The sequence below is a fragment of the Methylomonas lenta genome (assembly GCF_001644015.1).
In the GTDB taxonomy this organism is placed as follows: Bacteria; Pseudomonadota; Gammaproteobacteria; order Methylococcales; family Methylomonadaceae; genus Methylomonas; species Methylomonas lenta.
The window spans coordinates 1-13835 of sequence record NZ_LUUI01000168.1 but is presented as its reverse complement, the minus strand read 5'-3'; the positions used below and the strand labels follow the sequence as shown (position 1 = coordinate 13835).

The window sequence follows — 13835 nt, the reverse complement described above, 5'->3', positions numbered from 1 at the left end:
ATAGGACATTTCAACTTTGCCCAAGATAGGACATTTCTACATTGCGTTAACACATACTGTTAATGCAATATAGTAATGTCCTGTTTTAGCCAATTTACTCGTCGGTCCCCCCGTTTCTGTAGGTCCACAGCGGTTTTGAGATTGTTACTCTCTTAAAACGCACGGCAAGGACGGCAAGCCCAATTCGTTAAGAAAGTCATTATGCCTGTCAGTACTGGCGACAATTTTTTGCTCCAATGCCACCAACTCTGCATTAACCACCTGCAAGTCAATTTGCTCTTCTGCTTTGGCGGTACTGATATAACGGGAAATGTTCAGGTTGAAATCATTTTGCTCGATCTCGGCCATCGTGACCCGGCGCGAATAACGCTCCTCTTCTTTGCGGTACTGGTAGGTATCGACAATCTTGTCGATATGCTCAGGCAGCAAGCGGTTTTGGCGTTTGCCTTTTTCAAAGTGTTCGCTGGCGTTGATGAACAGGACGTCGTCCGGTTTCTTGCACTTCTTCAAAACCAGTATGCATACCGGGATGCCGGTTGAGAAAAACAGGTTGGCTGGCAGACCGATCACAGTATCGATATGGCCGTCTTTTAACAGCTTGGTGCGGATACGCTCTTCCGCGCCGCCACGGAACAACACCCCGTGCGGCAAAATGATGGCCATCGTGCCTTGGTCGCTTAAAAAATGAAAACCGTGCAATAAAAAGGCAAAGTCGGCGGCGGATTTCGGGGCGAGTCCATAGCTTTTGAAGCGAAAGTCTTCGGCTAATGTGTCGTTGGGTTCCCAGCGAAGGCTGAACGGCGCATTCGCCACGACGGCATCAAACAACAGCTTTTTGGCTGGGTTCATTTCCTTCAAAATAGCCCAATCGTTCAACAAGGTATCGCCGTGATGAATTTCAAATTCGGTATCTTTTACGCCGTGCAACAGCATGTTCATGCGTGCCAGGTTGTAGGTAGTGATATTGGATTCTTGGCCGTAAATCTTACCGATACCATGCTGGCCAAGTTGCTTGCGGACATTGAGCAACAATGAGCCGGAGCCACAGGCAAAATCCAGCACCTTATCCAGCTTTTTCTTTTTGCCTGTAGCGGGTTCCTGACTATCCAGGGCGACGATGGCTGACAGAATAGCGGACATCTGTTGCGGCGTATAAAACTCACCGGCTTTCTTGCCCGAGCCCGCAGCAAACTGGCCGATCAGGTATTCGTAGGCATCGCCCAAAATATCGCTATTGGTGGAAAATTGCGCAATCCCTTCGGCAATTTTGCTGATAATTTTGCACAGTTTGGCATTCCGTTCCGTGTAGTTTTTGCCCAGCTTTTCAGAGTTAAGATTAATCTCCGAGAACAAGCCTTGAAAAGTGCTGTCAAAACTCTGGTTTTCGATGTATTTAAAACCCTTTTCCAGGGTCTGGAGTAAAAAGTCGTTTTGCGTTCTCGCCAGTTCGGCAATGCTGCTCCAAAGATGCGGCGGCTCAATCACATAATGCACTTTGCGGCGCATTTGTTTTTCAAATTCCGCCACATCGCCGGCATTCGCTGCATACCATAGAGTTAGCGGCGAAACATATCCCCTCCCTGCTCCAGGAGTCTGCTGTGTAGGGACCAACTTTTGATAGGCAGAACGTGCCTCTCTGATCTCCTCTGTCAGGATGGGGTTGCTGGCTAAATTCGGATAATCCGCCCCCAGTTCTTTTTGTGCAGCGGCCTCGTAGTTATCCGACAAATAGCGCAAAAATAGAAACGACAGCATATAGTCGCGGAAATCGTCGGCGTTCATCGCGCCGCGTAGATCGTCGGCGATGGCCCACAGCGTGCTGCCGAGTTTATTGAGTTCTTGTTGGGTCATTACGTGCTTTTAGCGATAAGAGGGTTGAATAGGGTTAACCCTCGTCGAGGGTTCATTGGCTATTAGCGAGGGTTTGCATAGTCTTTCAGAACACCACGCAAGCTTATTTTTGGCTGAGCTAAGGAACTGTCAATTTGTCGTAGCTCTTCAGGCGAAATTCGAACTAACTTCTCGCCCTCCATAATCACAATATGGGTATCGGTTTGAATCGCCGTTTTCCGCGCCTGTGCCGCCGCCCTTTGCATGGCAGCCATTGAGGCGCGAAGGCCTGGGTCTTTAGCGGTGGTAATGTCTTTGGTATCCATACTTTTTCTCCATTCAAGTCATGCAACCCAACGATGGTCAGTCGGTTGTTTTATTTTGATTATGTCGCAATGCCATGGCCTTCCTGCTGATCTCCTCAATGCTGTCATCGCCATCAATCGCCTGCCGCCATTGGGTGTAGTCGAACGGCTCGCGTTGGATCAGGGCAATAAAGCGCTCCATTTCAATGTCGCCCAAATATTGGGCCAGGATTTGCACGCCTTTTACGCGTATTTCCGTGTCGGTAATCATGCCGATACCTCTCTGATAAAGTCGATAGGGTCTTTTACTTGAATATTCTTGACCAGTTCAGCCTTTTTAAGAATACCCTGATCGGTCGTTAAAAAATAATCCGCGTTTGCGGTTATCGCGCAGGCAAGATGCAAGGCATCAAATTTCTTTAATCCATACTGGTTAAGCAAAACGGCAAGATCAAGAATTCCGTCTTGTGCTTCCATATCAATATGGGCGTATTGTTTCCATTTGCCAATCTGCTCCCGCCTCTCGCGAAAAGGGTTTTTTGCATTTTCGTAGTCCAATACATAAGACCAAACCAACTCATACAATCCCGCACGAATGTATTCCTGTATTTTCAGCTTTGCCTCCGCTTCCAACAAGATTTTGATATTGGATTGATCGTCGAACGGGCGGTTAAACATGCAGTTATCGAGATACAGTTTCATTACAACCTCATTCCGTTACTAAATCAACGGAGGGGAAAAGCTGCTGCATTAGGCCTTTTTTATGGGCTTTGAGGGTGGCTAGTTTTTGGGTTTGTGCGGTGACCAGGTCGTCGATGGAAGACAGGCAATCGGCGATTTTTTGTTGTTCCTCAAACGATGGAAAAAGAAACTCTTTATTTAGCCAGTCATTTAGCTTGAATAACATTTTTTCAATAACAATCCCGATGCTACATTCCAGAAAGGATTGGCTTACCTTAGGATGCTGAGCAAAGTAATTGAAAAATACAATGTCGTGGTTTTTTCTAGCTCTTAATACTGAGTATTCATTAGAAACAATCGAACCTTCAAATTCTGCTGGAACAATCCCGCAGGCACAATGCACAATTTGTCGCTTTGAAATAAGAAAATCATTTGCTGAAAGCAAAAACTGAGATTTTACTTTTATTGCCCCCCCTTTATATACGCCGCGCGAAACAACGCCACCGTAACGCCTTTTAACAGTCACTAAAGAATAGTCATGCTCATCGTCCATTTTAATCGAACGTGCGTTCACAATAAGCACCTGACCAATTTTCTTTGCCTCCCAATCCCCCGCATCCCGAAACTCAGGAAAGCGCAGTTTGGGGATGGTTTCGCCTTCGGCGGGGAATAGCTGCTGCATCAGGCCTTTTTTATGGGCTTTGAGAGCTTCGATTTTTTGGGTTTGTGCAGTGACCAGTTCGTCGATGTAAGAAAGGCAATCGGCGATTTTTTGTTGTTCATCCTGTAAGGGAATTCGAACAAGAATATCTCCAATTTGTTGCGAAGATAGATTCGGAGGATCGTTTCCCGCAATGTTGTTTTCTATATTGCTAATTAGTTGACCCGTTTGCAGCAAATAGTAAACAAAATCTAAACTTTGGTCAGTTACTAGTTTTCCAACTCTTTGATTTAACAATGCTCCGTCAAAGATTATGTCAACTTTAGCTATTTTTAACTCGCAGCTCAAAATGGGTCGGGTTAATGCGATAACATAATCCCCAAACTTGACCAAAAACCTTTGATATTCGTCTTCGTAGTTAATAGGTAAATATGAAGGTGTGCTTGCATCCATTTTTTGGATACCAACATCGGCTATTTTAAGCCATCTGACTCCTTCTTTAGTGCTGTCTGTGCTCGAAAATGCGTATCCTTGGAAAATTGAAAATACTTTTTTCAAAGACGTCTTTTTCCACATTCCAGCATCCCGAAACTCAGGAAACCGCAACACCGGTATCAAACCCTTTTTCGTTGCTTCGCTCATCGCTCGCCATCCAGATCTTGCGCCAGTAGCTCATGCAGCTTGGCCTGTATCAATTTTTTATCCGGCAGTTGCAACTGGTATTGAGCAATCAAGGTCGGCGATAGATTGCGAGATAGCGCGTACTCCACGACTTCGTCGTCTTTGTCGCGGCACAGCAAGACGCCGATGCTGGGGTTTTCATGCGGTTTTTTGACATCGCGGTCCAGCGCTTCCAGGTAAAAACTCAGCTGGCCCATGTGTTCCGGTGAGAATTTGCCGATTTTCAGTTCAAAAGCTACCAGCGCGGACAAGCCACGGTGGTAAAACAGCAGATCGATAAAAAAATCCTGATTGCCAACTTGCAGGCGGAATTGTTCGCCCATAAAGATAAAATCGCTGCCCAATTCCAGAATAAAGGTCTTCATGTGCTGGATCAGAGCGGTTTGCAGGTCGTTTTCGCTATGGGTTTCCGGTAGCCCTAAAAACTCCAGCACGTACTGGTCTTTGAAGGTTTGCTGAATGTCGGGATGTAATTCTCTCGCCAGTGGTGAGAGTTTTGCGCTCAGCAGACTGCGCTCGAATTGTGCGGCGTCTATTTGACGCTCCAAATCGCGCTTGCTGAGTCTGTCGCTACGCGCAATCGTCAGGTAGTACGTGCGTTCTTCGGCACTTTTGCAGCGGGAAAAGATAATAGTGTTGTGTGTCCAGGGCAATTCTCTACACAGTGTGGCGAGTTTTTCATCAGCCTGATAGGTTTCGTAGAACTGCTTCATGCGCCAGAGGTTTTTGTCGCTAAAGCCTTTGACGTCCGGGGCGTTGTGGGCAATATAGTGCGCCAGTTCGGTGACTACACCTTTACCCCAGGCTTCGCTTTGCACTTTGTGACTGATGGTAAGGCCGATTTGCCAATACAAGTCAATCAGGGTCGTGTTGGCTTGGCTAAAGATTTTGTGCCGCGCTTGCTGAATATGTTGCAGCACTTCGCTGAACACGGGGTTAGGTATGGCTGGTTTATTCATACGCTGCTAACCCGGAAATTTCGCGGCCTTGGGCCAGTTTGTGTAATACCGGCAGCAAGTCGTCCATCAAGGCCAGTTCTGCTTGGGTGCGGGCTTTCCAGCCCAGTTCCAGGGGACTGAGTAAATCACTTAAGCGTTCGCCATCGAAAATCATCCGGCTCATGATGGTATCGACAAAAGCTTGCAGGGCTTGGGGTTCAAGCCCGTGTTTCACTGCAATGACGGCTAAGTCGTTGGCGGCCTTGGCCGCTTTGAAGGCTTGGTAACCGTCGCGAATGGCGTTTTCATCGAGGCTTTGCCCGGTGGGCAGACTATTGATGTAAGCAATGATGTCGTCGCGCTCGTCTAGCAAATTGGCGCTGGAACTGATCAACTCGATAAGCTCGTCGCGGGTCACAATTGTTTTACTGGTTTTTTGGGTGAATTTGGCGATCAGACCCATGATGTAGTCGTAATCGATCACCGCCGAGGCGAACAGCACGAATTCAAATTCCAATTGTTCCACGGTGGTGTCGCCACCGTTGTCTTTACCTTGTTGGGCTTTCAGGCGTTGGGCGGTGTCCAGATACACGCCTTTAAAACCACGCAAGGTGTCTTCGGGCAGCAGCTGCTCGACTTGGGCGTACTGTTCTTCGCCGAGGTCGGTGTATTGATCCAGCTGCGTTTTCAGGCGCTGCACTTCTTTAAAGTGGTTGATGAATTCGGCGCGGGCAGTGTCGCCTTTCAGGTTGGCGACTTGTTCCGGCGCGCAGTCCAAACCTTGCGACTTCATAAAGGTTTCCAGCTTGCCGACCGCCGTTTGCAGTTTGTTGATCACCGTCGGCGCGGGGTCTACCAGCCAGATTTCTTTGGCTTTATCGATGGACTGGCCGGAGAACAAGGCGATGGCGGCATCGACTTCTTTTTCTTGTCCGCGAAAATCCAAGACGTTACCCCAAGGTTTACTGTCGTTCAGTACCCGATTGGTCCGCGAGAAGGCTTGGATCAAACCGTGGTATTTGAGGTTTTTATCGACATACAAGGTATTCAGGTACTTGGAATCAAAGCCGGTGAGCAACATGTCCACCACGATGACGATGTCGATTTTGTGTTTGCGCGGGTAATCCTGATTGGAATATTTGTGGTCTTTAATGCGCTGTTGCACGTCCTGATAGTACAGGTCGAATTCGTTAATGGTGTGGTTGCTGCCGTACTGGGCGTTGTAGTCAGCGATAATCGCCATGAGCGCGGCTTTTTTCTGTTCCGGCTGTTCCTGGTTGTCGGCTTTTTCTTGCGGTAGATCGTCTTGCAGTTGCTTGATGTCGGCCACATTTTTGCCGTTTAATGTGTCGTTGTCTTTTGCCAATGCTTGGGTGGGTGGCGAGAACACGCACGCGACGTTCAGCGGTGCGTAGCTGTCGTCTTCAGCCTGTTTTTTGGCCTGAATGGTTTTGAATAAGTCGTAATAGGCAATCGCATCGTTGATCGATGCGGTGGCCAAAACGGCGTTAAAACGCCGCGAGTTGGTAGCGGCATTATGTTTGTTCAGGATCGCCTCGATGACGGCTTGCTGGGAGACGGTTTCACCGGGTTTGAGTTTGGCCTTTTTACCGTTCTGGTCTTCGGGCTGAAAGTAATCGATGTGAAAACTCAGTACGTTTTTGTCATCGATGGCGTGAGTGATGGTGTAGGCGTGCAGCTGTTTTTCAAAAATGTCCTGGGTGGTTTTGAACGAGCCGACCGTGCCGTCGATTTGCACGTAGTTGGCGTTGTCCTCGAAAATCGGCGTGCCAGTAAAGCCGAACAGTTGCGCGTTGGGGAAGAATTCTTTGATCGCTTTATGGTTTTCGCCAAATTGAGAACGATGGCATTCGTCGAAGATGAACACGACGCGCTTGTCGCGCAGTGGTTCCAGGCGTTGCTTGTAGGTGGGCTTGCCCTTTTGCGTGTTGGTTTGGTTGCGTTTGCTGTTTTCGTCCAGTGCCAGGCCAAGCTTTTGGATGGTGGTGACGATCACTTTGTCGGCGTAGTCTTCCGAGAGCATGCGCCGCACCAGGGTTTCGGTGTTGGTGTTTTCTTCGACGCAACCTTCCTGGAAGCGGTTAAATTCCTCGCGGGTTTGGCGATCCAGGTCTTTACGGTCCACCACGAACAGGCATTTTTCAATGTCCGGGTTGTCTTTGAGCAGCGTGGAGGCCTTGAACGAGGTGAGGGTTTTGCCGCTGCCAGTGGTGTGCCAGATGTAGCCATTGCCCCGGTTTTGATGAATGCAATCGACTATTGCTTTGACCGCATAGATTTGGTACGGGCGCATGATCATCAGCTTTTGCTCGCTGGCGACCAGTACCATGTAACGGCTGATCATTTGGCCCAGTGTGCATTTGGCCAGAAAGCTGTCGGCAAAGTCGTGCAGGTGGGCGATTTTCTGGTTGGCTTCGTCCGCCAGTTGGTAAATCGGCAAAAAGCGCTCGTCGGCGTTAAAGCTGAAGTGTTGGTGGTGATTATTGGCAAAGTACCAAGTCGTGCTTTCGTTGCTGACGATAAACAACTGCATAAAACACAGCAGCGTGTTGCTGTAGCCGTTGCCGGGATCGTTTTTGTACTCGACGATTTGCTCCATCGCCCGGCGAGGGCTTACTTGCAGGGTTTTCAGCTCAATTTGCACGACCGGCACGCCATTGATCAGCAGAATCACGTCATAACGATGGTGACTGTTTTCGGTGTTGATGCGCAGTTGGTTAATAACTTCAAAGTCGTTTTTGCACCAGTCTTTGATATTGACTAACGTGTAATGCAGCGGGGTACCGTCTTCACGTTGAAAGTAATTACGCTCGCGGAGAGTTTTGGCGGCGCTAAACACGTCGGAAGTGACGATTTCGTCGCGCAGGCGGGCGAATTCGGCATCGGTCAAATGAACACGGTTCAACGCCTCGAATTTTTGGCGGAAGTTTTGTTCTAGCGATTCGCGGTCGCGGATGTCCGGGCGAGGGGTGTATTTGAGATCGGTCAACTTGCCGATTAACCTTTGCTCGATCTGGTTCTCTTTTGTGGTCATTTGCAACTTTTAGAAGATGTGTTCAGGCTGAAGCAAGAGATTATCCGCGGGCTGCTGAAGACTAAGTAAATTCCGGATACCAAGGGTTTTCCTTTCTGCATATTGTCCCTTATTGTAAGACTTGAATACCTAAAAAGACCGAAGTCCCATTATTCGAAATAATAATATTGAGGGAACACGCCTGTTTTGTATCGACCTTTCGTGCCGATCCGGGCATAGCTCATGACGACTACTATTACCGATCGGGAGTAGCAATTGTCCAGATTCTCTTTAATGGCAGTTCGGCGCGAACGTCCTGATCAAGTTTGTCGTAGTTGTCGAGCAATTGCTCAATCAAGTCGTTTTGGTTCCAGAGCCTCACCTTGAAGAACTGAACAGGTACTTCTTTGTACACGGTCTGTTTGAAATCCGACCACGACACGAACAACCCCTGATCAGCGTTCACACTTTGCATGGCCCCGATCAACTGAGTGAATTCTGGACGATCCGCCGGCGTATCGCCAGACTTCACCTGAACACATAGCCTTGGCGAGTCAAAGCCGAAAGGGCCGCCGGCGGCCAAAATATCAACCCCTTTGTCAGGCCCTTCTGGGCTGAGATAAGTCGTAAATCCTTGCGCTTTCAGAATCGAATCGACCAGACGAGCCATCCCGTGCCCCTTGAATTTCTGTATGATCAGCTTAGCGATCGAATCCCGGGCCAATTGTTCCAGATCGACTAAGCTCTCTTGTGGCGCCTCATCAGTAGCGCTCCCATTCACAGAAACCTGGGTCGGCACCGGCATCGGGGTTTGCCACTGATTGTGCGCCATGGAGCGGACTCTCTGTTCGGCGTTGTTGCGTTTGATTTCGCAAATAGTTAGGAAGGCACCAAACGAGTAAAGGAGGTCTTGATCGAAAGCAGTCCTGGGGATCTCGGTGTTCAACCACGTAATTTCCCGATAGTGACGATAGTCATCTGCGGCGGCAGGGTCAAATTTGCATGGACTCTTGATCTCGCCAATGGCGATCGTCGGTTTGTTCTTATTGGGCAGCACCACCCAGTCACCAACCTTCATCGCAAGGACAAAAGCCCAGATCTGACCCGACCAATTGCCCAATTTACGGGGGAGCTCTCCCGGATAAGTCTGAAGCACCCGTTGCTTGATCCCCTCATAGTCGGGGATAGACGTCATGTCATTTGCCGTTAGTTCCCCCCAAGTCAGATAGACTCGGTTTTCATCGATAAACTTTGACTCGTGCTCGCCGTAACTGCCTGCACGAACTAACCATAATGACATGATGTTTCCTTTTAATTTTCCAATGCGAGTACCTTAGCTTCCGGCAGGTGCAACTGACCGGAGATTAGGCAGGGGATCAGAGTGTCCCTTTAATGTCGTCCAGCATGATTTTTAAGTGTACTAGGTAAAAAACCTCTGATTATGTAACGAATTCAGCCCCCATTGCGTTATTTTAAACGATAACCCTTTTTAATTTTCTTGCTGCTGATTTTTTGGCTGGCCGATTCCGCTTCTTGTTCCGTGGTAAACAACTCCTTTCTGACGGTACCGGGCGAACCTACCCTGCCCCAATATTTAATCAGTGATCAATCGTCAAATAAGCCTGGCATCACAAACATTTGATAAAAACGATGCATGTTGTTTTCGGTATCGTGTCGTTCCACATATAAATTATTCATCAGTTATGCTTCAGGTTGTCCCATTTGCTTATTCCGATGAAATCAGCCACCGATTCAATGCCAACACCGCCTGGAATTCCAATCGAAACCCGCCAGTGGCGCCGACCGGCCACGAGCAGCCACCAACGTTTCAACCTTGGCTGTCAGCCGTAGAATGTAACCTGTCATTCAGTTTAGCCAAAGATGCTTGATTGCAAGACCTGGTACCGTTTTGTACAGCCATTTAGGATTTTGTCAAAAATAACTTCCCGAACTTAGTTGTCTTGAGGGAGAGCGCGGTAATTCCAACGAGGTAGATGTTCATCGAAAACGATTTGCATGTTTTCGATGAAATCCGCAGCGCACTTTTTCCCGGTCTCATAAATACCGCTCAATATATCCACGGAGACTTTCAATCCCGTGGATGTCTTTGCTTTTTCCATCAGTTGCTTGACGATGTCGACCGTATGAAAAACGACACCCTGGCAGGCACGGGTGATGTGTGGAAACAAGCGATGTTCAATCGGGTTGTGCTTTGAGCAATAGGGCGGATAGTGAGCGATGCGAATCGCCAACCCTAAACCATTGGCCAAAGCTTGTAATGCTTGTTTGAATACATGCCGATTGGCGGCATTGCTACCGCCGCCATCACAGAGGATTAACACGCGGCGAGCATTGGGATAATGGCGATGACCATGCTGCTGCCACCAGAGGGCGATGCTGTCGCAACATAATTCGCTGGTATCGTGGCTGGTATTGAGGTGCATATACCCTTCATTTCGAGCCACATCATAGATACCATGCGGAATCAATTTACCCTGACCGGCACTCGGAAAGTCATGATCCAAGGTCTCGACAGGGGCTTGCGTATGGGTATGGCCTTCGCGGGCAAAGTCGCCGATCAATTCTTTCTTTTTGGTGTCTATGCTAATCACGGGGTCGCCAGTAGCCAGATATTCCGCCTTGAGTCGTGCAATATTTTCAAACTGAGCATTGCGGTCGGGATGCGCACCCATGGATTTTTTCTTACGCGCCTTGCGTTGCCCCAAGCCGTGTTGCTTCAACAACTTGCGAACCGTCAACCGGCTGGCCGGTGTGCCCATTTCCCGTAACCTTCGGCTAATCTCGCAACGGGACAGATTGGTCCATAACACGCCTTCTCGCATCGGATCACCGGCGGTGAATTCCGCCAGCAGCGCCAGGAAGTTAACCAACAACTGTGGTTGCTGCTCAATCGCCGTTTTTCGCCCCGCTCCTTTTTTTTCGGACCCGATCCGATGCGGGATCATCGGTCAAGTCCAATTCCTGCAACCCGCGACGAACGGTCTTCGGGTCAATGCCGAATAGTGTCGAGATTGACTCGATGCCGCCATAGCCGAGCTTGGCCGCCTCTATACCCGCATAGCGCCGCCTATCTTTCTCGGATAAAGTTGCAAAAAGACGCTGCATTTTGATTTCTATCGCGGGTTCGTAGCCTGTCACTTTTTTCAATCTTCCTCGGTTCAAATCGCTATATTATCCAATTGTCCTCAAGCTGGGGCAGTATCCAGTCAGGGAAGTTATTTTTGACGGAATCCTTAAACCTATTTCTTATTCTCTCGACTCCAGGCATCAAATTCTATTGTCTTGCTTCCATAGAAGCCCCAGCGATATTTGTCCTGCGGAACCCCGAACTTCCCCATTTCTTCTTTCATCGGATTTCTAGCAAGATATTCCCTAATTGATTGGTCCGAAACCACGTTTGTCTCTTCTAATGCATCCCTCATCCGAGCAGCCTCTTCTCTTTTTGGGTCATTGTAAATCCTATGTAATCTCTCTTTATGTCTGGATAGCCTGCGTTTGCTTATCGAAATGCCACAAATTTCGCAAACGACCATCATCTTGCCTTCTAAAGTTATTCTTTGTTTTTCTTCTTCAGCAAGTTTTTTTTCGGCTTCCCTCTTTAGGTTAGCCTCAGGACTATGTTGGTTTGTAATATGTTTTTCATATCTATCTGCTCTTATTGTTGCTTTGCATTCTGGGCAGACCAAATGTTTTTTATCCATTGCAGTTTCCAGTTGAGTCCAACGTCAAAAGTAACTGATACCGTAGCTCGTCGGATGAAAGCCATTAGTGTAACTGACATACTTCTGGTTGACTGCCAGGTTAGTAGCCGTCCACGCCCGCCTTTGTACGAAAACACTCAAGCACTACCAAAGAATAATTGAGTAGTTCCTCACTACGTTCAGGGTCAAACCAAGTACCGTTAAACTTGGCCCCATGAAAGAGATTGTTTCGCACGCGACAAATATGACCGAACAGAATTTGAACTGACTTATCAGTAGCAGATACATCTGCCCATACAACCCTTCCATCGTCAATTATTTGCTTTTTCGGTGGCTGGTCAAGAATGTACGCAGCGGCGGGTGCTAAATGCCCCAATTCGGTTTTGAAATTTTTTCCTACGATCTCATTTGCGAAACGATCCCAATCGACGAAAACATTCCCTGACTTGTCGGATTTGAAGAAACCATTTTCTTTGAGCGTAGATTCGTATTGTGCGAATAACTTAAAAAATTTGAATGCTAGTTGGTCGAGATGGGCGCTCATCTTAGGGGCTCTTGTGCTGAACAATGGATTAGAAAGTCTCAGTATATTGACTGGAAAAAACTCTGCTAAAAGATATTTTATTGAGCTGAATTTATTTTCCCTTTTTGAATATCATTGGCGACAGGCGACTATAACTGGTAACGATCAAATCACCGCCATTGAATCAGACAAAGCTACAGGACGCTAGGGGGTCGGGAGCGATCTTGGCTCAGTTGATATACTGGTTAGATTTTTTCATATACAAGCATTCTCGCTTCTAACAAACCGCTATTTATTATGTCAGTGTTTTCACCATCATCCCATTCAGCCTGGACATCACAAGGAAGTAAAGCGTTAAGTTCTTCTGTCCACAAGTCGCTGCTCCTCATCCAGATAGATAGCCCACCACTTTCATCAAGGTTAGAAACTAACTCTATTGCAACATCCAAATCGCTCTCAGATGTATGAGTGCCTTTTACTCTGCTGCCAAAAAACTGAACTTTACTTATTTCCTTCTTTTGTTCCGCCCATTTCGCAACAATAGTTGCCGCCTCTTCAATATCCACGGTAAAACCTCTTCAAATCCGACACCACAGGTAACAGGAGCGAGCGCGTCAACGCGATAACGTGCGCCGATAGGATGCTGCCGACGCAAGGAGGCGCATCGTTCGTGTCACTCGATACCTTGAATTTCATATTGCTCATTACCTCCCCAATCATTTGAATAAATGCCTTGTTTTACATGCTGATGAAAACTGGAATATGGCCAATCTATCATCTTTTTTACATAGCCATGTTTGACCGGATTCCAATGGATATAGTTAATATGACGCTTTAAATCTTCTTGGTCTTCGATTAAATGCGCCCAAAACCGTCGTTGCCACTTGTGCCCTGTGGGTAAATGCCGCGCTCGCGCCGTTTTTGACGACTTTTGGAAACCCGTTCACCGGTTGATATTTTTCTGGAAAAAGATCCTTTCAATAAATTCCATCGTGTTGAATAATCGCCATCGTCTGTCGGCAGTGTCCAAATGCAATGCAAATGATCAGGCATGATCACTACGGCATTCATATAAAACGGTTTTCGGATTTTTATATACCGAAAGGCTTGGCTTAATACGTCAATTTGCTCAATCAATAATCGATTGTTCTTGCGTTCCGCAAGATTGACGGTGAAAAACCACAAGGCTTTGGGTATATAAAAACGTCTATATTCGGTCATGGATTTTGGCTACTCGATTGATGCGCCTCCTAACGTCGGCAGCCCGCGTAGCTCCGATTAGCGGTAGCGTAATCGGAGGAATGTTGACTTCGAAATGTGCGATTACGCAAGTTGCTAATCGCACCTACATTTTGACAGGCAGCTTATTTGCCTTTTCCGGTCACCGCAACTTAAATCTCATCTGTCAGAAATGGGTCGGTTTTTGCCGGTCAACCAACCGTCATTTATTCATTGTCTGT

The 13835-nt window shown here is 47.6% G+C and carries 16 protein-coding genes; 1 reads left to right on the top strand and 15 read right to left on the bottom strand.

Going from position 1 to position 13835, the window contains the following annotated elements; genetic code table 11:
• Positions 1 to 144 precede the first annotated feature (144 nt).
• The 9 genes from A1359_RS21370 to A1359_RS23520 form a co-directional block, all read right to left on the bottom strand.
• Positions 145 to 1851 (bottom strand): type I restriction-modification system subunit M, encoded by a 1707-nt coding sequence (locus tag A1359_RS21370; RefSeq protein WP_066988206.1) that lies wholly within the window; start codon positions 1849 to 1851, stop codon positions 145 to 147.
• A 62-nt stretch (positions 1852 to 1913) separates the two neighbouring features.
• On the bottom strand, positions 1914 to 2156 hold the full coding sequence (locus A1359_RS21365) for a hypothetical protein (protein WP_066988204.1): 243 nt from the start codon (positions 2154 to 2156) through the stop codon (positions 1914 to 1916).
• Positions 2157 to 2193: 37 nt separating this feature from the next.
• Entirely contained in the window at positions 2194 to 2406 is a 213-nt protein-coding gene (locus A1359_RS21360) for a hypothetical protein (protein ID WP_066988202.1), read from the bottom strand.
• Complete coding sequence (locus tag A1359_RS21355) at positions 2403 to 2837, bottom strand: PIN domain-containing protein (RefSeq protein ID WP_066988200.1); 435 nt, start codon at positions 2835 to 2837, stop codon at positions 2403 to 2405. Before A1359_RS21355 ends, A1359_RS21360 begins: the two co-directional genes overlap by 4 nt.
• Before the next feature lie 7 nt (positions 2838 to 2844).
• The gene (locus tag A1359_RS21350; RefSeq protein WP_066988198.1) at positions 2845 to 4119 is read right to left on the bottom strand and encodes a restriction endonuclease subunit S; all 1275 of its coding nucleotides are present in this window, start codon (positions 4117 to 4119) and stop codon (positions 2845 to 2847) included.
• Positions 4116 to 5117 (bottom strand): PDDEXK nuclease domain-containing protein, encoded by a 1002-nt coding sequence (locus A1359_RS21345; protein WP_066988196.1) that lies wholly within the window; start codon positions 5115 to 5117, stop codon positions 4116 to 4118. The genes A1359_RS21350 and A1359_RS21345 overlap by 4 nt, the downstream gene beginning before the upstream one ends.
• On the bottom strand, positions 5110 to 8151 hold the full coding sequence (locus A1359_RS21340) for a type I restriction endonuclease subunit R (RefSeq protein ID WP_066988194.1): 3042 nt from the start codon (positions 8149 to 8151) through the stop codon (positions 5110 to 5112). Before A1359_RS21340 ends, A1359_RS21345 begins: the two co-directional genes overlap by 8 nt.
• A gap of 235 nt (positions 8152 to 8386) precedes the next feature.
• Positions 8387 to 9430, bottom strand: a complete 1044-nt coding sequence (locus tag A1359_RS21335) for a restriction endonuclease (RefSeq protein ID WP_066988192.1) — start codon at positions 9428 to 9430, stop codon at positions 8387 to 8389.
• A 167-nt stretch (positions 9431 to 9597) separates the two neighbouring features.
• On the bottom strand, positions 9598 to 9729 hold the full coding sequence (locus A1359_RS23520) for a WGR domain-containing protein (protein ID WP_269747954.1): 132 nt from the start codon (positions 9727 to 9729) through the stop codon (positions 9598 to 9600).
• 104 nt (positions 9730 to 9833) lie between these two features.
• Between A1359_RS23520 and A1359_RS21325 the strand changes: the two genes are divergently transcribed.
• Positions 9834 to 10019, top strand: coding sequence for a hypothetical protein (locus A1359_RS21325; RefSeq protein WP_066988190.1), 186 nt, complete (start codon positions 9834 to 9836; stop codon positions 10017 to 10019).
• A gap of 63 nt (positions 10020 to 10082) precedes the next feature.
• Here the strand turns inward: A1359_RS21325 and A1359_RS21320 are convergent, their stop codons facing one another.
• The 6 genes from A1359_RS21320 to A1359_RS21300 all read right to left on the bottom strand — a co-directional run bounded on the left by A1359_RS21320 (position 10083) and on the right by A1359_RS21300 (position 13596).
• Positions 10083 to 11096: an ISAzo13 family transposase gene (locus A1359_RS21320; protein WP_198159429.1), complete on the bottom strand. Its 1014-nt coding sequence runs from the start codon at positions 11094 to 11096 to the stop codon at positions 10083 to 10085.
• The gene (locus A1359_RS22950; protein ID WP_198159428.1) at positions 11038 to 11298 is read right to left on the bottom strand and encodes a hypothetical protein; all 261 of its coding nucleotides are present in this window, start codon (positions 11296 to 11298) and stop codon (positions 11038 to 11040) included. Before A1359_RS22950 ends, A1359_RS21320 begins: the two co-directional genes overlap by 59 nt.
• A 92-nt stretch (positions 11299 to 11390) precedes the next feature.
• Entirely contained in the window at positions 11391 to 11852 is a 462-nt protein-coding gene (locus A1359_RS21315; RefSeq protein ID WP_066988189.1) for a hypothetical protein, read from the bottom strand.
• A gap of 100 nt (positions 11853 to 11952) precedes the next feature.
• Entirely contained in the window at positions 11953 to 12396 is a 444-nt protein-coding gene (locus A1359_RS21310; RefSeq protein ID WP_066988187.1) for a hypothetical protein, read from the bottom strand.
• 224 nt (positions 12397 to 12620) lie between these two features.
• Entirely contained in the window at positions 12621 to 12941 is a 321-nt protein-coding gene (locus tag A1359_RS21305; RefSeq protein WP_066988185.1) for a nucleotidyltransferase family protein, read from the bottom strand.
• Positions 12942 to 13230: 289 nt separating this feature from the next.
• Positions 13231 to 13596, bottom strand: coding sequence for an REP-associated tyrosine transposase (locus tag A1359_RS21300; protein ID WP_332310109.1), 366 nt, complete (start codon positions 13594 to 13596; stop codon positions 13231 to 13233).
• Positions 13597 to 13835: the final 239 nt, after the last annotated feature.

Coding starts and splice junctions, on each gene's coding strand:
- A1359_RS21325 (WP_066988190.1), top strand. CDS start 9,834: ATGCTTCAGGTTGTCCCATTTGCTTATTCCGATGAAATCAGCCACCGA.
- A1359_RS21335 (WP_066988192.1), bottom strand. CDS start 9,430: ATGTCATTATGGTTAGTTCGTGCAGGCAGTTACGGCGAGCACGAGTCA.
- A1359_RS21370 (WP_066988206.1), bottom strand. CDS start 1,851: ATGACCCAACAAGAACTCAATAAACTCGGCAGCACGCTGTGGGCCATC.
- A1359_RS21315 (WP_066988189.1), bottom strand. CDS start 11,852: ATGGATAAAAAACATTTGGTCTGCCCAGAATGCAAAGCAACAATAAGA.
- A1359_RS21365 (WP_066988204.1), bottom strand. CDS start 2,156: ATGGATACCAAAGACATTACCACCGCTAAAGACCCAGGCCTTCGCGCC.
- A1359_RS21340 (WP_066988194.1), bottom strand. CDS start 8,151: ATGACCACAAAAGAGAACCAGATCGAGCAAAGGTTAATCGGCAAGTTG.
- A1359_RS21310 (WP_066988187.1), bottom strand. CDS start 12,396: ATGAGCGCCCATCTCGACCAACTAGCATTCAAATTTTTTAAGTTATTC.
- A1359_RS21360 (WP_066988202.1), bottom strand. CDS start 2,406: ATGATTACCGACACGGAAATACGCGTAAAAGGCGTGCAAATCCTGGCC.
- A1359_RS21300 (WP_332310109.1), bottom strand. CDS start 13,596: ATGACCGAATATAGACGTTTTTATATACCCAAAGCCTTGTGGTTTTTC.
- A1359_RS21320 (WP_198159429.1), bottom strand. CDS start 11,096: ATGATCCCGCATCGGATCGGGTCCGAAAAAAAAGGAGCGGGGCGAAAA.
- A1359_RS21355 (WP_066988200.1), bottom strand. CDS start 2,837: ATGAAACTGTATCTCGATAACTGCATGTTTAACCGCCCGTTCGACGAT.
- A1359_RS21350 (WP_066988198.1), bottom strand. CDS start 4,119: ATGAGCGAAGCAACGAAAAAGGGTTTGATACCGGTGTTGCGGTTTCCT.
- A1359_RS21345 (WP_066988196.1), bottom strand. CDS start 5,117: ATGAATAAACCAGCCATACCTAACCCCGTGTTCAGCGAAGTGCTGCAA.